Annotated in this window: 22 protein-coding genes; 7 read left to right on the top strand and 15 right to left on the bottom strand. The window is 42.8% G+C overall.

Features of this window, described 5'->3' with window-relative positions:
• Window positions 1-118: 118 nt before the first annotated feature.
• The 3 genes from F9K23_12125 to F9K23_12115 form a co-directional block, all read right to left on the bottom strand.
• The gene (locus tag F9K23_12125; protein KAB2915235.1) at window positions 119-763 is read right to left on the bottom strand and encodes a carbonic anhydrase; all 645 of its coding nucleotides are present in this window, start codon (window positions 761-763) and stop codon (window positions 119-121) included.
• A 21-nt stretch (window positions 764-784) separates the two neighbouring features.
• Window positions 785-2,449: a SulP family inorganic anion transporter gene (locus F9K23_12120; protein KAB2915234.1), complete on the bottom strand. Its 1,665-nt coding sequence runs from the start codon at window positions 2,447-2,449 to the stop codon at window positions 785-787.
• Window positions 2,450-2,579: 130 nt separating this feature from the next.
• The gene (locus tag F9K23_12115) at window positions 2,580-2,999 is read right to left on the bottom strand and encodes a DUF4783 domain-containing protein (protein ID KAB2915233.1); all 420 of its coding nucleotides are present in this window, start codon (window positions 2,997-2,999) and stop codon (window positions 2,580-2,582) included.
• A gap of 86 nt (window positions 3,000-3,085) precedes the next feature.
• Here F9K23_12115 and F9K23_12110 point away from each other — a divergent pair, with 86 nt between their 5' ends.
• From F9K23_12110 to F9K23_12100, 3 genes are read left to right on the top strand one after another with little or no spacing between them, the layout of a single operon-like run.
• Window positions 3,086-3,736 carry a uracil phosphoribosyltransferase gene (locus F9K23_12110; GenBank protein ID KAB2915232.1) on the top strand — a complete coding sequence of 217 codons (651 nt, stop codon included), beginning with the start codon at window positions 3,086-3,088 and terminating at the stop codon, window positions 3,734-3,736.
• A complete protein-coding gene (locus F9K23_12105; GenBank protein KAB2915231.1) occupies window positions 3,733-4,434 on the top strand; it encodes a noncanonical pyrimidine nucleotidase, YjjG family in 702 nt (233 codons plus the stop codon). Before F9K23_12110 ends, F9K23_12105 begins: the two co-directional genes overlap by 4 nt.
• A 2-nt stretch (window positions 4,435-4,436) precedes the next feature.
• Window positions 4,437-5,303 (top strand): alpha/beta hydrolase, encoded by an 867-nt coding sequence (locus tag F9K23_12100; GenBank protein ID KAB2915230.1) that lies wholly within the window; start codon window positions 4,437-4,439, stop codon window positions 5,301-5,303.
• Here F9K23_12100 and F9K23_12095 read toward each other — a convergent pair whose 3' ends face one another.
• From F9K23_12095 to F9K23_12085, 3 genes are all read right to left on the bottom strand, one after another.
• Window positions 5,304-5,690 carry a VOC family protein gene (locus tag F9K23_12095; protein KAB2915229.1) on the bottom strand — a complete coding sequence of 129 codons (387 nt, stop codon included), beginning with the start codon at window positions 5,688-5,690 and terminating at the stop codon, window positions 5,304-5,306.
• A 111-nt stretch (window positions 5,691-5,801) separates the two neighbouring features.
• Window positions 5,802-7,031: a hypothetical protein gene (locus tag F9K23_12090; protein KAB2915228.1), complete on the bottom strand. Its 1,230-nt coding sequence runs from the start codon at window positions 7,029-7,031 to the stop codon at window positions 5,802-5,804.
• Window positions 7,032-8,030, bottom strand: coding sequence for a PorV/PorQ family protein (locus F9K23_12085; protein ID KAB2915227.1), 999 nt, complete (start codon window positions 8,028-8,030; stop codon window positions 7,032-7,034).
• A gap of 255 nt (window positions 8,031-8,285) precedes the next feature.
• Here F9K23_12085 and F9K23_12080 point away from each other — a divergent pair, with 255 nt between their 5' ends.
• The gene (locus F9K23_12080) at window positions 8,286-9,290 is read left to right on the top strand and encodes an NAD(P)/FAD-dependent oxidoreductase (protein ID KAB2915226.1); all 1,005 of its coding nucleotides are present in this window, start codon (window positions 8,286-8,288) and stop codon (window positions 9,288-9,290) included.
• Window positions 9,291-9,388: 98 nt separating this feature from the next.
• Window positions 9,389-9,712: a 2Fe-2S iron-sulfur cluster binding domain-containing protein gene (locus F9K23_12075; protein ID KAB2915225.1), complete on the top strand. Its 324-nt coding sequence runs from the start codon at window positions 9,389-9,391 to the stop codon at window positions 9,710-9,712.
• A 675-nt stretch (window positions 9,713-10,387) separates the two neighbouring features.
• Here F9K23_12075 and F9K23_12070 read toward each other — a convergent pair.
• From F9K23_12070 to F9K23_12040, 7 genes are read right to left on the bottom strand one after another with little or no spacing between them, the layout of a single operon-like run.
• On the bottom strand, window positions 10,388-10,684 hold the full coding sequence (locus F9K23_12070; protein KAB2915224.1) for a hypothetical protein: 297 nt from the start codon (window positions 10,682-10,684) through the stop codon (window positions 10,388-10,390).
• Between the two features lie 47 nt (window positions 10,685-10,731).
• Window positions 10,732-11,016 (bottom strand): hypothetical protein, encoded by a 285-nt coding sequence (locus F9K23_12065; protein KAB2915223.1) that lies wholly within the window; start codon window positions 11,014-11,016, stop codon window positions 10,732-10,734.
• A gap of 12 nt (window positions 11,017-11,028) precedes the next feature.
• On the bottom strand, window positions 11,029-11,748 hold the full coding sequence (locus tag F9K23_12060; protein KAB2915222.1) for a hypothetical protein: 720 nt from the start codon (window positions 11,746-11,748) through the stop codon (window positions 11,029-11,031).
• The gene (locus F9K23_12055; GenBank protein KAB2915221.1) at window positions 11,732-13,285 is read right to left on the bottom strand and encodes a DUF4173 domain-containing protein; all 1,554 of its coding nucleotides are present in this window, start codon (window positions 13,283-13,285) and stop codon (window positions 11,732-11,734) included. The genes F9K23_12060 and F9K23_12055 overlap by 17 nt, the downstream gene beginning before the upstream one ends.
• 18 nt (window positions 13,286-13,303) lie before the next feature.
• Window positions 13,304-14,035 carry a hypothetical protein gene (locus F9K23_12050; GenBank protein KAB2915220.1) on the bottom strand — a complete coding sequence of 244 codons (732 nt, stop codon included), beginning with the start codon at window positions 14,033-14,035 and terminating at the stop codon, window positions 13,304-13,306.
• Window positions 14,036-14,087: 52 nt separating this feature from the next.
• Window positions 14,088-14,387, bottom strand: a complete 300-nt coding sequence (locus tag F9K23_12045; GenBank protein ID KAB2915219.1) for a transcriptional regulator — start codon at window positions 14,385-14,387, stop codon at window positions 14,088-14,090.
• Complete coding sequence (locus F9K23_12040) at window positions 14,384-15,025, bottom strand: hypothetical protein (protein KAB2915218.1); 642 nt, start codon at window positions 15,023-15,025, stop codon at window positions 14,384-14,386. Before F9K23_12040 ends, F9K23_12045 begins: the two co-directional genes overlap by 4 nt.
• A 124-nt stretch (window positions 15,026-15,149) precedes the next feature.
• Here F9K23_12040 and F9K23_12035 point away from each other — a divergent pair, with 124 nt between their 5' ends.
• A complete protein-coding gene (locus F9K23_12035; protein ID KAB2915217.1) occupies window positions 15,150-15,683 on the top strand; it encodes a DinB family protein in 534 nt (177 codons plus the stop codon).
• A gap of 90 nt (window positions 15,684-15,773) precedes the next feature.
• On the top strand, window positions 15,774-17,192 hold the full coding sequence (locus F9K23_12030) for a PAS domain S-box protein (GenBank protein KAB2915216.1): 1,419 nt from the start codon (window positions 15,774-15,776) through the stop codon (window positions 17,190-17,192).
• A 76-nt stretch (window positions 17,193-17,268) separates the two neighbouring features.
• On the opposite strand, the gene F9K23_12025 is transcribed toward F9K23_12030, so the two are convergent.
• Together F9K23_12025 and F9K23_12020 are read right to left on the bottom strand one after the other, a co-directional pair.
• Window positions 17,269-18,687 (bottom strand): efflux RND transporter periplasmic adaptor subunit, encoded by a 1,419-nt coding sequence (locus tag F9K23_12025; protein KAB2915215.1) that lies wholly within the window; start codon window positions 18,685-18,687, stop codon window positions 17,269-17,271.
• Window positions 18,688-18,706: 19 nt separating this feature from the next.
• Window positions 18,707-20,131: a TolC family protein gene (locus tag F9K23_12020; GenBank protein KAB2915214.1), complete on the bottom strand. Its 1,425-nt coding sequence runs from the start codon at window positions 20,129-20,131 to the stop codon at window positions 18,707-18,709.
• Window positions 20,132-20,197: the final 66 nt, after the last annotated feature.

Below are 20,197 nucleotides of genomic sequence, written 5' to 3'. Positions count from 1 at the left end.
GTAACGTTCCGAATGGTTTTACACCATTCGGAACGAATTTTTGCAATAACGGCGGGCTTTACGCCCGTCGGAATTATAAGAAGAACCTATATTTTTTGTGAATCTGTTCTAAAACGTATTAATCGTCAACCTCTAAGTCAGAGAATTTGTATATAGGGTCAATGGGGTCGCCCGGTTTAATGTGGATTAAACTCTTCAGCAAACCATCGCCAAGGTCATACACCCAGCCGTGCAAGTGGGGGCCATCGCCGGTATGCCATGCTTGCTGCACAATAGAAGTTTTTGCAACGTTTTGTGTTTGTTCAATCACATTTAGCTCCACCAGTTTATTCACCCGTCTGTCATCGTTGGGCACACTGTCAATTTCGTCGCGGTGCAGGCGGTACACATCTTTAATGTTTCTAATCCATTTGTTTATAAGGCCGTGGTGCTTGTTAGAAAGCGCAGCCTTAACCCCGCCGCAGCCATAATGGCCGCACACAATTACGTGTTTCACCTTTAGTTCTTCAATGGCAAACTGAAGCCCGCTCATTAAATTCATGTCCGTATTCACTACCATATTGGCAATGTTGCGGTGCACAAATATTTGTCCCGATGCGGTATTGGTAATCTCATTGGCAGGTACCCTGCTGTCTGAGCATCCAATCCAGAAAAAATCAGGTTTTTGGCCTGTTTTCAGGGTCTTAAAAAAGTCAGGGTCGTCGTGTAGTTTATCTTCCGCCCAAGCCTTGTTTTGTAAAAATATCTTATCAATTATATCCATATAGTTTTCTGTGCTTGTTCCTTAAACTTCTTGTGCAATATGTTGTTCGCCTTGCACGTGTGCCCCCTGCCCGGCAATATTGCTTTTATTGTTTTTGTTCCCTTTTTTTTCCTCCTCGCGGCACATTTTCAGGTACGATACCTTCTCCTCCACATAGTTCAAACTGCCTATCACTTCAAGGTCAATCCCTTTGGCAACCGCTGTGCAGCTAAAATCCTCCACCAATTCAATAATATCAGGGTCAATAAAATTAGCGCGCGAAGTATCAATCAACAGGCTGCTGTTGTTGGGTACTTTTGCCAAAATGTCTTTCACACTCTTGATGTTCAAAAAGTACACATCTTTTCTAAAGCGTAGCAGGTAGTTGTTGTTATGACGGGTAAATACTACTGCCTTTTGCATATTGGTACGTATGGTAAATAACATACCTACGCCAATACCAATCATAATACCTATAAGCAAATCGGTAAAAAGTATGGCAACTATGGTAACAAAAAACGGCACGTATTGCATATAGCCTTTTTGGGTAACGCTTTTTATAACCTTTGGCGATGTGAGCTTATATCCCACAAAAAACAGTACGCCTGCCAATGCTGAAAGCGGAATCATGTTTAGCCAAGGGGCAGCAAACAAAACGCTTATAAATAATAATGCGCCATGAAAAACTGCTGAAAAACGGGTTTTCCCTCCGGCATTTACGTTGGCAGAACTGCGCACAATAACTGCAGTAATGGGTAAACCGCCCAACAATGCTGATATGGTATTACCCACACCTTGTGCTACCAACTCACGGTCTTTAGAGGTTATTTTTTTATCAGGGTCAATTTTGTCAACGGCCTCAACACTCAACAGCGATTCTAAACTGGCCACTAAGGCAATTGTCAGCGCAATTTTCCATACGGCAAAATTTCCCAAACTCGAGAAATCGGGAAAGCTAAGGCTGCTGAAAAAATCGCCTACACCGGCACTTACAGGAATATTGGCCAAATGGTTACCATCAAGCACAAAACCTTCAGCCATGCCCGAAAACACAAAGTGGTTAATCATCACACCTGTTAAAACAGCCACCAAAGCCCCGGGTACTAATTGAAAGAATAACCGCTTTTTTAGAGGCTTCAATTCCCAAATCATCAGTATTGCTACTGTTACTACAGTAACAATAATGGCGGCAGGACGGTAGGTGCGTATGGCAAACCAAATGGTGCTAAAGGTGTTGCTGCCATCGGGTTGCTCAAAACTTTCATCACCCTCGTAATCAGCATCATAACCCAATGCGTGCGGAATTTGTTTTAGTATCAGGATGATACCAATAGCTGCCAACATGCCCTTAATTACAGGCGATGGCACATAATCACCAATGGCTCCTGTTTTTAACAGCCCGAAGAGTATTTGCAAAACCCCGGCAATGGCAACTGCCACCAAGAAGACTTCGTAGGTTTTAAGCTCGGTTAATGAGGCAAGCACTATTGATGTGAGCCCCGCAGCAGGGCCACTTACACTTAGGTTTGAGTGGCTGAGCAAGCCTACTACAATACCTCCCACAACGCCCGAAATAATGCCCGACATAAGCGGGGCACCTGATGCAAGGGCGATACCCAAACACAAAGGGAGTGCGACTAAAAACACAACCAAACCGGCAGGTATATCATACCGCAGGTTTTTTTTCCAATCATTAATCGTATCCATCAGCTTTATAAAAAACGTGAATACCGCAAGTTACAACTATTATGCCTAAACAGCATAAACGGTAACCTTTTCTTATAAAGCAATTGAGGGTTAAAGAAGTAATGTGATTTTAAAAAAGGAATGAAAAGGATTATTCCCCGCTCTCAATCTTCCCCTCAATCTTCATTTCGTGTATCAAACTCTTGCCGCTTATTTCTTTCACATAAACGGTAATACGATAGGTGCCCGAGGCTGACGTGTAGCTGCCAATGGCAAAGCTGCTGCCGCCATAAGATTTGGCGCGGTGGGTAATATCAAATTTGGTGCAGGGGTGCTGTGTAAAAAAGTTTTTCAGTATCATTTCAGCTTGGGTTTTGCTATACACACCCTCTCTGCCTTCTACGCTAAAGTCAATGCTAGAGTTAAAGTAACTCGCTACATCCTTTGCATTGTTCGCGCGTATTGCTGTTGCAACACTATCAAAAATGTCAGTTTGGTAGGTAAACGCCGATAAAACGGTTACCAAAACCACTACTGAAATCTTTGCTATGTTTTGTTGTATCCTATTCATAACTTTATTGTTATAAAACCAAAAGTGTGCCAACTATTAAAAATTATTGATTTACAACAAGTTAACCAAATAACTACCCAGTGCCTATGAACAAAATTACAGTTTTAAGCGAGAAAAACTCCATAATACACCAGTTTCTTACGCAGATAAGAGACAAAAATGTACAACAAGACCGCTTGCGGTTTAACCGCAATATGGAAAGGGTAGGCGAGATTATGGCCTACGAAGTAAGCAAATGGCTGGAGTATAAAGACGTTGAAACCGTTACCCCGCTTGCTGTAACGCATACCAAAGTATTGACAAATCCACCGGTAATTGCCAGTGTGTTAAGGGCTGCATTGCCTGTGCAACAAGGCTTAGCAAACTTTTTTGATGAGGCCGACAGGGCTTATATATCGGCGTACCGTAAATACATTGATGAAAACTCATTTGAAGTAGTGGTTGAATACGTGGCTACTCCGCCGCTTGATGAGCGGGTGCTGATTTTTGCCGACCCTATGCTGGCCACGGGAAAATCGATAGCGTTTACCTTAAATGCGCTGATGAGCCGCGGTAAACCCAAACAAATACACATTGTGGTTGTTGTTGCCAGCAGGCAAGGGCTTGCTTTTTTGAGCGAACAATTTCCCGATGCAATTTTTTGGGTGGGAGCAGTGGACGATGAGTTAAATTCGCACGGTTATATTGTACCGGGGCTTGGCGATGCCGGCGACCTTGCCTTTGGCCCGAAATTGTGATGGAACTGAAATACAAACACATTTTTTTTGACCTTGACCACACCTTGTGGGATTTTGAGAAGAACTCACAGGAAACACTGGAGCATTTATACCATCACTATGGTTTAAAGAATTTTGGAGTACAACACCCTGATGATTTTATTGTTGTGTACGAAAAAATAAACCACGCCATGTGGGCACAGTACAACCGTGGTGAGATTGACAAAGCGACACTGCGTGAAAAGCGGTTTACCGATAGTTTTGCTGCTCTTGGTGTTAACAAAGAACACATACCCCAAGGCATTTGGCAGTTATACCTTGATATTTGTCCTACCAAAACAAATGTATTTCCGCATGCATTAGAGGTGTTAGAGTATTTGCACGACCGTTATACGCTTTCAATTATTACCAACGGGTTTGAGGAAACACAGCACCGTAAACTAAGCCACAGCGGGATTGCCCCGTTCATTAACCATGTGCTCACATCAGAATCGATAGGTTTTGCAAAACCCGACCCCCGTATTTTTGAGCACTTGCTCAGCACACACGGGGCAGGCAACCATGAGGCAATAATGATTGGCGACAATATTGAAACCGATATTGGCGGGGCAAAAGCCGCAGGTATCGATCATATTTTCTTTAATCCTGAAAAAATACCTCACAGCCATTTGGTGCAAGCCGAAATTCACAGCCTGCTTCAATTAAAAGATCTCTTATAATTATGAAACTGATAGGCCCTGTAACGTACAAAACTATTTTAGTGCTGTTTGGGCTGTATGTTGTGTTTGGTGCACTAACGCAGTGCGCCAGCTTTAGCATGACAGAAAAGAAGTTGAAGAAAGAGTTTAAGGATGCCCCGCTTCAACCTCAATTGCTTACCTATGAAGTGGATGGTCGCACTATGGGCTATGCTCAGATTGGGGATATAAACAAACCAATGATTGTGTTTGTGCACGGTTCGCCGGGCAGCTGGAATGCCTACATCGATTATTTTAAAGATACGTCACTTACTAACCACGCTTGTTTAGTTTCGGTAGACAGACCGGGCTATGGTAGCAGCGGAGCGGGTGAGGCAGAGCCCTCAATGCAGGCGCAAGCGGCCATGATTGCCCCCATACTGGCTACCAGCAAGTCAAGCCAAAAGCCGGTTTTGGTGGGTCACTCTTTGGGCGGGCCAATTATCGCGCGCATGGCAATGGATTTTCCTACAGCCATGAGTGCGTTGGTGTTTTTGGCTCCCTCTATCGACCCGGCAATGGAAAAGAAAGAGTATTACCGCCATTTTTTAAAACTGGGTGCGGTGCAAGCCATTCTGCCCCCCGAAATGGTAGCTAGTAATCTTGAGTTAATGCCTTTAAAAGGTGAGTTGGATAAAATGATGCCTTTGTGGCAGAATATCCGTGTGCCATGCACCATTATGCACGGCAAAAAAGATATGCTGGTGCCCTATGGCAATGTGCCCTTTTATGAGAAAATGCTTACCAACGTTCCTAAAAAGGAAGTGGTTACGTTTGAAAACGAAAACCACTTTATCCCTTGGACACAATATGATTCTGTTAAAAAGAAACTATTGGAGTATGTGAGGTAATTACGCTTTAGCGGGTTCCCAAAGTTCAATTTTATTGCCTTCGGGGTCCATAATCCAGCCAAACTTGCCCACGCCCTCCATATTCTCGGTTTGCTCCATTACCTGTACGCCCTCGTCGCGTAAAGTTTGCAGCAACCAATCAAGGTTTTCAACCCGCAGGTTAAACATAAATGCGTTGGTAGAGGGTTCAAAGTACTTGGTTTCCTGCTTAAACATCGAAAAAACCGTTGTACCCCTTGTGTCAGGCTTGGGGTCTTCGTCCCAAAAAAACACATGGTACCCATTTTCGCCAAACGATAAGCCAAGATGCTTATCATACCAAGCCGCTAATGCTTTTGTGTCGCGGGCCTTGAAAAAGGCGCCACCAATGCCGGTTACTCGTTTCATAGTAAATTAAAATTATGGGGCAATAAAAGCCAAAGATAGCCGGACGGCGCATCACCCGAAAGGATGATTTTGATAAAATGAGCAAGATAAACCGATTTTAATAGTAGAGAATTACTCAATATCCGTACTCAGCTTGTAGCGGCAAATGCGGCCGTTGCCTTTATCGGCCACGTACACAATTTCTTTAAAATAACTGATGCCGCTGGGCTGGTTAAACTGGAACGGACCTGCACCCTTACCGCCAAACGAGGCAATAATTTGCTTGCGGGTAGGGAAGTTGGCAGGTGGGTTTACACCTTCAATCCCTGCGCGGGTAAATTGGTATATCGAGTCTTTTTTGCTATCGGCTACAAAAATATAGCCCGTAGCATCCGTAGCAATGTAAACGTCGGCAGGATTGCCAAAACGGAAAGATTGGTATAAGAAACGGTTGCTTTTAGAGGTGTCAAAGTTTAGCAACGCCGTATTTTCTCCGTAACTGCGCGAACCCAAATCAGGGTCGAAAGTTTCTTTAATCCATAGCACCCTAAACTCTACCGAAGGATTGGTATCGGCTTGGCAAAGTATAAAATCACGGCTTTTATCCATGCCGAACAAGCGTTGCGGCGGAGCTGCAAACCCTGCAATGGCCGATACACCCAAGCAAGAGCGCAAGCTGGATGTTTGGGGATTAAGTCCGTTAGTGTAACCAATGTTTGCACCGTTGGCGTTAAAAATCAGGATGGTATTATCCGGCCTTGCGGCAGTATTAAAATCGTTTTTAGGCCCTGTGCGAGAAACATACAAGGTATTATCTTCCAACACCGTTAATCCGGAAAACTTCACGGCCACATCATCTGCCCCACGAAATGCAACCTGCTGGCGCGATAAATCAGCAGCGGGATGTATCAAAGTGTCGGTAAAAACAGGACTGCCTGCCCCTGAAGGGTTAATAATATGGTACACCGCAGCCAAATCATAGTCTTGTCCGCCAATGTTTTGGGTAATTCTGCCGGCCACGTACAAATGCAAGCGGCGATCCATTACCACATCCGTTGCGCCGGGTATAGCAATTGTACGGTAGCGGGTACCTTTTTGGTCGAGAACGTGCACGCCCATATCATCCACCACATACACCATTTCATCATAGCCCACATACACATCCACAGGGTTTACAAACCCTGAAAAGAATGGCAGCACGGGTACATACCCTACGTTTTGGGGTACTAATTCGGGGTCAATCTTACCTTGCTCAAAAATCTCGTTGGTGGTATCGTTCTCTTTCTTACCGAAAAAGAAATTACACGACGAGCTTATTACCACGCCGCACAAAAGGGCAATATATAAAGGCTTTTTCACCATTTATTTCAATCGTATTCCCAGCGTCAGGCGGTGTACATTGCCCAAGCGGGTTTTATTGTTTAAGCTGTAATCAATGCTGAATTTACCAAAACGACGGGGCAGCATATAGCCCACACCAATCGGGGGGAAACCGTCTTCGTCCTGCCCTATTTCATATCCTGTGCGGATAAACAGCATATTTTTAATGCCATATTCAAGTCCCAACGCAAGGGTTTCATTATTATCGGCAGGGTGGTTTAGCTGCAACGAGGTGCGCAATACTTGGTTTTTTGCTTTAACAGCATCTATCGAAGCACCTAATCGAAACGTAGTGGGTACAGAAAGAGTCTCAAAATTGGTGATTTCCTGCTCACCTGTATTTTTCAATACGCTCACCTTTCCGCTGGGTTGTACGTTAATACCAAAGTTGGTAAGGGTAACCGCAAAACGCAGGTTGCGTACTTCGCGTATCAGATAATCAAGCCCTAAGTCAAACATTACGTTATTTACCGCCACACCTGCCATTCCTTCGCGGGCGTATTTACCCGTCATACCAAACGTAAAGTTGCTGGTAAGGATACGGGCATACGAAGCACTAATTACAAAACTTGATGGTGAAAACTTTCGTCCCGTTCCAAGCGGTTGGTATTCGGTAGTTTCATCCATCTCGCCCGTATTCAGCGACATTACATTGACACCCCAAAAGGCTTGCTGGCCGCTGCGCATGGCAAATGCACCCCAAGCCATATTTATACCTGCATAGTACAATGTATTGCCTGCTTGCACGTGATACTTTGCAGTATCAATGCGAGATAGAGCAGCAGGGTTCCAATACAAGGCGCTTAAGTCATCAGATACAGAAACAAAGCTTCCGGCCATGCCTGTGCTGCGGGCATCGGGGGCAATTTTTAAAAATTGCATACCGGTGGTGCCGGTGCGCGAATTACCGAACGAGGGCAGCACCTGAGCTTTTAACGAACTGGCTGCTAATGTTGCGAGTATGAGTAATGAAAACCTCATATAAAAAGTGTTGCAAATTACTACCTTTTACATTCTTTGTGATTATGCGGGGGTTAAATTTGATGTTGAGGTAATACAAATGCCCTTGTGAAACGAGGGGCATATTGTTTTTCGCCCTTCCTGTAACCGAAGTGTGGCAAGCGTTAGCGGCTTTTGTAACAAGCATAAGGACATTATGCAATATACCTGACTCATATCATTTCAAATAAACTAACGCTTGTTGTACCTTTGCGGCGTTATTTAGAACGATTACAAATGATAACGACCGATATATGTATAATAGGCGCGGGCCCTGTAGGCTTGTTCGCTGTTTTTGAGGCCGGCTTGCTGAAGCTTCGTTGCCATGTGATGGATGTGTTGCCACAAGTAGGCGGTCAGTTGAGTGAGATTTACCCCAAAAAACCCATTTACGATATTCCCGGCTACCCCAGTATCTTAGCACAAGAGCTGATTGATAACCTGATGGAGCAAATTGCGCCTTTTCATCCCACTTTTACATTGGGAGAAAGGGTTGAAGGACTTGACAAACAAGAAGACGGCACTTTTATAGTAACCACCAACGAGGGAACAAAAGTACACGCCAAAGCAGTTTGTATTGCCGGTGGATTGGGTTGTTTTGAACCCCGTAAACCCGCACTTGCTAACATTGAACAATTTGAAGGCAAGGGCATTACTTACATGATAAAAGACCCCGAAACGTACAGGGGCAAAAAGGTAGTTTTGGCAGGTGGCGGAGACAGTGCCTTGGATTGGGCCATTTACCTTGCCGATGTAGCTTCTGAACTATCGTTGGTACACCGTAACGAAAGCTTTAGGGGTGCACCTGATAGTGCTCAAAAAGTGGCTCAATTGGCTCAGGCTGGTAAAATTAACTTGTATCTAAGCAGTAACATCACAGAGTTGAACGGTAACGGCGTATTAAAAAGCCTCACGATACAAGATAAAGATAAAACCAGCTACCCTGTTGATATTGATTATTTTATCCCATTGTTTGGCCTTAGCCCTAAATTGGGGCCTATTGAGGCTTGGGGACTAAATATTGATAAACAGGCCATTGAGGTGGACACTGAAAAGTTTGAAACTAATGTGCCCGGTGTGTTTGCCATTGGTGATATCAATACCTACCCCGGCAAATTAAAGCTGATACTAAGCGGTTTCCACGAGGCGGCCTTAATGTCGCACGGTGCCTTCCGTTACATGAATCCCGGTAAGGTGTTAAACCTTAAATATACTACCGTAAACGGTATTCAATCTTTTTAAATTTTGATTTGATGATTTATAGATTAGTTGATTGAACAAAGTAGTTTTGTGGACATTAATCTATAAATCAACAAGTCGAAAAATCTGTAATTCAATAAATGAATAGCGAAATAACAGTTTACGTGCTGAACGATAATGGGGAAAAAGAACCCGTTGTTGCTCCCACGGATATGGCTCTTAGCTTGATGGAGGTTTTAAAAGGCAGCGGTTACCCCATTGAGGCTCGGTGTGGAGGCATGGCTCTTTGTGCTACCTGCCACGTTGAGGTGCTGAACGATGTGCCCCTTACTCCAGAAAACGACGATGAAATGGCCATGCTTGATACAGTGCCGAATATTACGCCTACCAGTCGTTTGGGCTGTCAAATAAAAATCACTGAGGAAATGGACGGTTTGGAAGTCCGTATTTTAGGTGACCAGTAATTCTTTCGCGACTACATAACTCATTTACATCGGGAATAAATCCCGATGCTATTGATAGCAACTTAGGGTCTGACCGCATCCCGTCATTCCCAACTTGATTGGGAATCTCTTGTTTCGACCACCCCTAACCCCTCCTTGCCCTATGCGCATACTTCGACAGGCTCAGTATTGATGCCTTGCAAAGGAGGGGAACAACCGCACAAGCTCACCTGCCCAATAGCAGTAGCAGTTACTAAAACTGATTCGGTGTTCAATGGGCAGCGCGTGGTATCCCTCCTAGCTAAGGAGGGACAGAGGGAGGTGTGATTTGCCCCATCCCGATAAATCCTTTGCCAGGCGTTTTAACAGGATTGAAATCCTGTTCTGTTACGATTACTATATTGGTGAGGACTTAAGCCCTCACCAATATGGTAATCTTGGAAACGGTGGATTTTAATCCGCCGGAAAGTTTGAGTAAAAACGTGAACCCGTTATAATAGTTTTTAAACTACATACCAAATGACGTATTTAGAAAATTCACGAATAACAATAGTATAAAAAGCAATACCTAAAATGGTAAATATGCTATTATATTTTCTACTGTTACCAATAAGATAAACCAGTAGCCCAACGGGATAAAAAATCATAAAGCATAGAAAAACAAAGACTATTGCAGCTATCATACCGTCAATAGTATTACCCCCAACTTCCTCCAAAAAAGGGTTCCATGTATAATAAGAAAAGAAAAAGCACCAATACCACCCAAATAAGCCCCAAAAGGATTAGAATAGCATTCACTATTTCATCCTTAGATTTCGATGAAAAGTAAATCAAAACAATAACGGGGTACGTTCCAACAAATGCAGCGATTAACAGTAGTGTTATTTGCAACCATCGCCACTCGTCCAGCCAAATGCGCCCCGCAAGTTGGCTTATCAGCGCACAGGCAGCAAATATTACTTGGTAATATTTGGTAAGCGTTACCTTCCACATAACTTGTGTTTAATTTTTAGAAAAAAAATTAATTGAAACTACTCCAACTAAATAATTGGGGTATTGTAAAGTTTATAAGCCACAAACGTTAGGAACACCCACGCCAATGACATCCCAAAATAAACAAGACTTAGCGATTGCTGCTTTCTGCTTGTGGTGACATATATAATCCCAACAATAGGGAATGTAGCTAAAAATACCAGTAGCATTAGTATCATTAATGCTACCATTACTGAAATATCATTACTTAGAGAGCCGCCAATAAGCGGAATGACAATGCCCCCGATTATAATTGCAGGCACATAATACCTTGCCAGTTGTAGTTTCCACATAATTTTTTATAATTAATGTAATACCATACTTGCTTTGCGCACCCTTTGCCAGTATGCGGCTATTGCTGCTAAAATTAAACAAAACCCGAGAATAAACAGCAGCCAGTTATATTGCGAGGGTACAAATGTTAAGCCTGCTTTCATCAATTCTTCGGTGCCGGGCCATTTCCAGCCGCCGTATTTAGTGCCTGCATACTCAACAAAAGGCCCCATAAAAGTGATTAATATAATACCGCATCCTATTAGCATAGTTCCCCATTCTCGCTTGCGTAAGCGGCGTACTGCACCCTTGTGTTCATACCCAATAATAATTGCCGCCAGTCCTATCATGCTCAATGAAACCAAACACGGGGTAATAACCGGACCGTACCATGCCACAGGGATTAAGAATAGTATATCCCATTCAAAAATGTTCTGCGGCCAACCTAATAGTACGTATAAGAAAACGTAATAAAATATATCCCACACGGCAAAGCAGAACATAAACCAAGCAAACCGAGACAGCTTTGTTTTTGCCAGCATCATGCCCACAGCAATCAGCATCACCACGGTGGCAGCCTCACGACCTAACTCTGTGATGATAATTATGTTTGCCATTTCACGCAGTGGAAATACAAAGCCATCAGGGTAAAGCAAATATCGCAGGTACACCACCACCGCACTCTCTAGAAAGGCCATCGCCACTGCAAAAACAAATGCAATAACGTATTTATTTTTAATTGCCGTATCCATTATTAATCGGGGTTGTTAGGGTGTCAATAGTTTCGGTTCCGGCTAAAGAAATAAAGTACTTGTTGTAATTCAGCCCCTTTAAATATTCATAGTTATTGTGGTCGGTCAAATTCCACGATTGCCAGCCTTTTTGAGCGTATTGTTCATTAAACAAAACCGATTTATTAGTGAATTTCTCGGCCAAGCTATTATACTCCCACGCTTTGTATTGGCGCAACGTCTTTGGGTCGGCGGCAGCCTTGTTCATCCATTCTTCAATCAATGGCAGGTTGCGGTTAGATAGGCGTAGCAAATACTCTATGTCGGGGTCTTCATTTTTTTGTGCCGCTTGTTTAATATTATAGCTGGTAATTACAACGTCCCAATCAACAGGACTGCTGGCAATCAGCACAATAAAAAAGGCGGTAAAATTAACCCGTACTAAATACCAGTTAGGTTTTTTGGTATAAACTTTAACGGCTGTAAATAATAACCCAATTGAAGCAAGTAATAAATAAAAGAAAACCCCCACCCGTTTGTAAGTCAGGCCGTCTTCAATATCAATGTATAAAAGGTTTTTGTAAGCTCCTGTAGCTGTTAGTAAGAGGTTTTGCAGCATCCAAACGAGGGCAAGTACTTGCAAGGTTTTTGCTTTTTCATCAAAATTTAATTTTCCCCTGAAGAAATACAGAATAATACCTACTGCAATTAGTATAGAGAATATTAACGCTCCAATACCCTGATGCACCATTTCCGAATAATTAAGGTTTTGATTGGCACTGACTCCGCCAGCCAAAAATGCAATATCCGAGGAGTTTACCACCAGTAATAGTATGTTTAGCAAGACAAGTAAAAGTGTGCCGGCTTTGTTTTCAACAGTGTTTTTTTCGGCATGCTCTCCCTCTAATGGATGAAGTGGGGCAAGTAGCGGTAACCCCCATTTGGTTTCCTCACGGTCAAGGAATTTAAAACGACGGCCTTTTAGTAGCGCAAACGAAACAAAGATGCCCAGCAAGGCGCACATTACCCAACCAAATGAAATAAAGCTGAAATTAATCTGCTTTAATAATTCGCTAAACGCAGTACTTGATGCACTGTATAGAAGCACAAACAATATAAATATGCAAATAATAATAATGTACACAAACCCGTACGAACTTGTTTTTTTGCCCGTTGCTCGTCGTTTGTTTTCAGCAGCTATGTGATTTTGCCTGAAGAAATTGGGTACTGATAATGGGACTGCTAGACTGCTTTGTATAAAGTTAAGCACTGCTGATGCTCTTGCATTGCTACTGTAGCCCGCTATTAATAACAGCGAAAATAAAACTGCTACCCATGCCACCACACTGCCATACAACACTATGCTGCAAAGCGATACTGCTAGGGCAGCGATGCTTAACCACCAGCGTTTGTTAGTTATATTCTTAGGGTTGCTCAGTAGCAAGCCTGCCACTACAAAAAGGGTATATACTAAATAATTAAGTCCTGCCGCCTGTTTATAGAACAGGTATGCAAACAACACTCCGCCAACTATTATAAACCAATCTTTTGTTTTCATGTTACTTATAAATAACTGTTATTTTATGTTTCTTATCGTTTCTCTTACATCCAAAAAGAAATTGCTTCCGCCTTCATTTATCAGGATGAACGTTTTTGTGGGGTCGCCAAAGAATGGGCTAAGTGTATAGGATAGTTGTGCTCCAATCAACGCAAACATTACAGCCCAAGCCATCAGAAACCACTGCGCTTTTTGCTTATTGTTAGTTGCAGGCATAATCAAGTGCCCGCCTTCGTCAGTGGTTACTTGCAGCTTAGGCCATGCGGTACTTATTATTTCACCCATTTGCGCGTAGAAAAGCCTGATGCCTATAAATCCTGCAATGCCAAACACCACAATGTTTATGAATTTATAAAACTCATACCCGTTGGTTGTAATTAAGAAAAAGAAGGTAACCGGTGCAAAGGCCGCCAATACTAAACTAATGTAGGTAAGGCTTAACAGTAGTAGCCCCATCAGTTGTTTTAAACCCTGTCGAATGCCCAAGTAGGATAAGAACATATACAGGGTAGGGAAACAGATAGCCGCCGTGAGTAAAAACAGGAGGGGTAATTTGATGGCCGATACCGCCGCCTGCAAGGCATCGTAGCGGGCACCAATTAAAAGACCGTAGCCCACCATCAGGCCGAGGCATAGGGTGAACAGGGCTGTAAACTCCTTGGTGGTCAAGCCTTCGCCAAGTGTACGGCCTACTACTTCGTCTTTGTTCCGAAGCAGTTGTTGCAATGTGGATGAGATACTCATTATCATTTTTTTATTTTTAAAAAGTACTTTGAAATACAAAGTGTAGATGCAAAAAAAATTAGTCTATATTTTTTATAAAATTTTCAAGACTGTCAAGGTGGTTTCTAAACGCCTTTTGGCCGTCTTGGGTGGCGGCATAAGTGGTATTAGTTTTTTTACCTATAAAACCCTTTTGCACGCTTACGTAGCCGGCTTTTTCAAGCGCAGTAATGTGGCTGGCAAGATTGCCGTCGGTAACATCCAGCATTTCCTTCAACGTGTTAAAGTCAACGCTGCTGTTCACCATCAGCACGCTCATTATTGCCAGCCGTGTGCGGTTCTCAAACGCCTTATCAAATCCGTTAAGTAGTGGTTTCATCCTTTACGGTCATACTTATACCACATCACCAAACCATATACAATGTGCATCAGGCCAAAACCTACCGCCCAAAACTCAAGTCCGTAGCCTACATTAAACATAGCTACCAAACCCAACACAATTTCGGTGATGCCCAAATAGCGCATTTCGTCAAGCGTGTATTTGCTTGCATTTAGCAGCGCCAATCCGTAAAATACTAATGTAGCAGGGGCAACCAATCCATATTCGTTATGGTACAAAAGTGCCAGGCAAAAAATGCCCCCCGCACCCAACGGCAACAACATATTTATAAACAGCCGTTTTGTGGTGGCATCCCAAATCTTTTGCTTGCTCTTTGTTGCTTTTCTTAGGGTAAAAAATGTGGCTGATGCTATGGCAAGTGCCAATGTTATTGCACCAATCAGCAACAGGTTGGTAATTACCCGCTTTTCAAGCTCAACCTCAATAAAAGCATACGATTCAAATGTAGAACGAAGCCCTTCCTTGCTAAGGTAGAAGTGTGTGAAAATGGCAGAGCCAATTCCGCATACCCCCGCAGCAACCCCTGACATTCCGCTGAGTGATAAGAATCGCGAAGAGCGATCCATCAACTGGCGTATCTCTTTCAGGTCGTTTAATTGATTTTCTTTATTGCTCATTTAAAAAGCACTTTGTAATGCAAAGTAAATGATGAAGGATTAAATAAACAAGCTATTTTTTTGATTTGGATGACAAAACCGATTATGATGGTAGAGGATTATCTTTGATAAACGCTTTGTTTGTATGGACTTTAACCTTGAAAAATCGCTGCAATTATTAGAGCGCACTCCCGCTGTGCTAAAGTTACTGTTAAACGGATTAGACGATGATTGGACAAAAAATAATGAGGGCGGAGATACATGGAGCCCGTTTGATGTGGTGGGACATTTGCTGCACGGTGAGATTACCGATTGGATACCGCGTTTGGAAAAAATATTGAACGAAAACGGCGATAAAAACTTTGTTCCGTTTGACCGTTTTGCCCAGTTTAAAGAGAGCGAGGGCAAAACCCTTACACAAGTACTGGATGAATTTGTTGCAGCACGAGCACATAACCTTGCTATTCTAAAAAGTAAAAATATAACAGTTGCAGATTATCAGAAAATGGGTGTACACCCTGTATTTGGTAACGTTACGCTTGAGCAATTGCTTAGTACTTGGACAGTGCACGATTTATCTCATATAAATCAAATTACAAGGGTGATGGCTAAGCAATACCGTACTGCTACAGGCCCTTGGATAGAATATCTGAATGTATTGAACGACCGAATGAGCTGAGTTTTAACTTTTTGGTTGTTTATTTTAACATTTTATTTTATTATATTCGTAATAGAGAGTTTTACGCCTTCCCCAATCACAGTTGCTATTATGAAGAATACTGAACCTATCAAGGCCGAAGGCTTGGGAGAAACTCCTGCCAATAGTCTGCTTGTTACACTTTTAGATTCTTTCTTGGGAATAGTTTTTTTGATTGATGCCAAAACAGGGGAAACAATATATAGCAGCATGCACCCTGCGGAATGGCTGGGGTATGCACAAAAGAAAAATATTGATAAGCAATCGTTTGTAGAGGCTGATTTTTTACATCCCGATGATTTGGAGGAATACAGGGCACGGGCCGAGATAATCAGGAATTTGCCGGCCGGCCAGAGATATGAAGTAAACGAGCGGTATAAACACGCAGCCGGCGGTTACCGATGGTTTTCTACTGCATATATAGTGTATGAGACCAATGCCGATGGAAGCCCTAAAACACTTATGCGCCTATCGTATGATATTAGTGAGCGGGAATACCAGCGCAGGGAAATGGAGAAACTGGCGCTGATAGCTCAAAAAACAACCAACGCGATAATTATTACCAACAGCAACCTTAAGATTACTTGGATTAACGACGGCTATACGCACCTTACCGGTTATACATTGGCTGAGGTAAAGGGAAAACGGGCCAGCGATTTATTGGCTGAACATGAAAGCAATACCGAGGCTGTGAAACGCATTAATGAGTGTGTAGCAACAGGGACTAGTTTTGTTGAAGAGTTGGGCGGATATACAAAAACAGGTGAGGAGTATTGGATGCGTATTAATGCCGACCCAATACCGAGTCCTGATGGCAAGGTGGACAGTTTTATTGCTATTGGCCAAAACATTACTGAGCTGAAAAAGAATAGCGAGGAATTAATAAAATCGAACAATCGGCTTAAACATTACGCGTTTTTTACTTCGCATCAACTACGGTCGCCGGTTGCCGATATCCTTTCGATATTAGATGTGGTTGATTACGAACATCCTGAAAACCCTGATAACAGACGTTTGCTGAACGATTTAAAAACGGTTTCGGTAAAGTTAGACGGGGTAATACACGACTTAAACAAGATTGTAGCTGCGGATAGGGTAAGGTATGCTGATGAAAACCGCAAAAACCATCCGTTGGAGAGTATAATGCTGGTGGATGACGACCGGGTGTTTAATAACATTACCACCATGATTTTGCGGAAACTGAACCCACAGCTTACCATTTTAAGCTATACACACGCGGCAAATGCTCTTGAAACACTAAAAGCTGCCAAAACCCCCGATGCGGTTTTTTTGGATATTAATATGCCCGATATGAACGGTTGGGAATTTTTAAACCGCTTGGAAGAATTGGGAATTAATGTGCCGGTGTATATGCTTACCTCATCTATTGACCCTGAAGACATACAAAAGGCAAAAGCCTACGGGCACGTAAAGGGTTATTTTACAAAACCCCTTACCAAAAGCGTGCTCACCAAGTACTTTGCCTTCTAAGCCCGTTTTAAGCTACAAAGGCACCAAGACGAAGATGTCTTGATGCCTTTGAGTTAGTCCGCAGTATTGACTAGAATTAGTCAGCTTTTTTGCGGTTAAACAATTGGTTTTTGTCCACCACTTCTACAATATCACCGTCTTTCAACGTTTTAGATACAGCGCTGTAAGGGCCGGTAATAATCTTATCACCGGGTTTCACGCCTTCTAAAATTTGTATGTATTTACTGTCTTGTATACCGGTTTTCACCTCTACCATTACCACTTTACCGTTCTCAATTTTAAATACTACTTCTTTTTTGTCGTCCTTAGCATCTTCGTCTTTTTTAGCTTTCGCGTCAGAATTGCTTTCGGCGTTGTCTTCTTCACCCGGTGGTGGTTCTTCGCCCTTATTTTCATCGTCAGCTTTATCTTTATCACCGTTGTTCTTTTTGTCTTTAGAACGGGTAGTAACTGACTCAATAGGAATGCTCAATACTTTATGTTGAATATCGGTTTGAATATCTGCTGTGCCTGACATACCGGGGCGGAATGGCGATAGTTTATTGCTCAATCCTTTCATAAGGTCGGCATACGATTCACGCAAAATGCGAACCTTCACCTCAAAGTTGGTTACTTGGTCGGTGCTGGTAACACTGGTAGATGAAGTAGCCGAGTTAGCCACTTCTTTTACAATGCCTTTAAACTTCTTGCCGGGGTAAGCATCCACCTCCACAATAGCCGTGTCTCCCAATGATACGCGGATAATGTCGTTCTCACTCACATCTACTTTCATCTCCATTTGTGTCAAATCAGCAATACGCAACAACTCTGTTCCTGCCATTGTTGCCGTTCCAACCACGCGTTCACCTTTTTTCACATTCAGCTTAGAAATAACACCGTCCATAGTAGCAAAAATCTCAGTACGTAACAGGTTCTTGCTGCTTTGGCTCAACAATGCTTCCGAAGCATCAATATTGTACTTAGCCGCCTCTACACTTGCTTTTGCAGCTTCAATTTCGCGCACGGCAGCTTGGTAGGTGCTTTGGCTTATTTCAAACTCAGCGTCAGAAATCACCTTATCATCGTGCAGTTTTTTGTTACGCTTATAAGAAGGTTCAATTTCCGATTTCAGCCTTGCCTCTTGCTGTGCCAAACGGGCCTTCGCGTTTTCGTAGTTTGCGCGGGCATTGTTTAGGTTTGCACGGCTACGCGATTCATCGCTTTGCAAAAGGTCGGGGTTAATACGAACCAACAATTGACCTTTCTTAACACTATCCCCTTCGTTCACAAACAAGTCAACAATTTCACCCGATACCTCGGGGGCAATTTTAACCTCAACTTCAGGCTGTATTTTACCGTTAGAGCTTACAATTTCAGTAATGTCCCTCTTTTCGGCTGCTTCAGCAGAAACCTTTTGGTGGCTTTCTTTATTGCCGAATACAACCATCATAATACCTATGGCTACTACAAAAATCAGTACCCAGTAGTACCATGCCATTTTAAATTTCTTTTTCATGTATTGCTAAGTGTGTAGGTTATTGGTTGGTGATTTTTCCGGTGTTATAAAACTCAATGGTTTTCATGCGGAATAACAATTCGTATTTTGCCTGTACCATGTTGGTTTCAGCACGAGCAAGGTTATTTTTTATCAATGCAAACTCGGCAAAGTTCATCAAACCTGCTTCGTTGCGTGCATTGGCAAACTCAAAGCTCTTTTGCTGTGCTTCAATGTTTTCTTTTGATGAGGTATATTTAGCCTTTGCAGCCTCGTATTGCGTAACGGCAGTAGTTACATCCCTGTACACCGTATTTTCGGCCTGCTTTTTATTCAGATCGGCAATCTGTATGCTGTTTTTTGCATTGTCGATAGCGTTGTTCACTTGCCATCCGCTAAATATCGGGATGCTCATACTTATCCCAACAAACTTACCTAAGTTATCACTTAACTGCTGGCCAAAAGGCGTTACCGAAGCAGTGGTAGGAATTGCATAAGGGGCAATAACCGGAGTACCGTTAAGGTCGGTGTACAGCTCGCGGGTACCAATGGTGGTATAACCGCCGTAGCTTTTAAACGATTCTGAATATACCGAGCTGATAGAGCCGCTAAGCGAAATACGGGGGCTGCGACCACCCAGTGCCACTTTGTGTGCATACAAAGAGCTATTTACACGGTATTGTGCCGCTCTTATTTCAGGCGCCGTTTGCGAAAAATTTTCATAAATGGTTTGCGGGCTGAATACAGGCAGATTTTCAAAATCTTGGGTAATGGTAGGCTTCACAACTTTATCGCCGGGTGCAGGTTGGTACATCATCAACTGCCACAAATTAAGGTACGATAGCTCCAACTGGTTTTGTGCATTTACCAGTGTAAGATTCTCGCTGCTTAATTGGGCTTTTATGTCAAGTACAGTATTTATCGGCTGTCTTCCGGCATCCACTAATTTCTGTGCTCTATCTAATTGCTGTTGGGTAGTTTGCATTTGCACGCGGCTCACCTCCACAATTTCTTCGTTCAGCACCACTTGCAAAAAAGCAGCGGCAATATTCAGGGCTACAGTGTTTCGGGTAGCTTCTAAATCCTGCTTGGCAGCCTTTAGTGTTGCATCGCTTTGCTTAATGGTATTTTGGTTTTGCAACCCGCTAAACAAAGTAACATTACCGCTAATGCTAAAGTTGTTACTGCGTATTTGTTGCACGGCAAATGTGTTTGTAAAAGGGTCGATAGAACGACCGAAGTTATAGTTGTTTGATGCGTTGGCATTAATGCTTGGCAACAACGATAATTTACTTTGCAACAAGTTATTGGTAGCCGTACTCAGTTGAGCTTGGCTTTGCTGTACGCTTATGTTGTTTTTAAGCGCGTGGTTTATGCAATCTTCCAGTGTCCAGTTGGTTTGGGCTCCGGCTTGCAATGATGCGCATAATAGCAGCGCAACTATTAAATACAGTTTGTTTTTCATGGTACTGATTAAAAAACAAAACAATATTATTGTGTAAAGTTAAGGCCGACAGGTTTTTCTCGATAA

The organism is Bacteroidota bacterium, from assembly GCA_008933805.1.
Taxonomy (GTDB): domain Bacteria; phylum Bacteroidota; class Bacteroidia; order UBA8524; family UBA8524; genus SB11.
The sequence above is the reverse complement of the archived record's forward strand: the minus strand, read 5'-3'. Positions and strand labels throughout refer to the sequence as shown.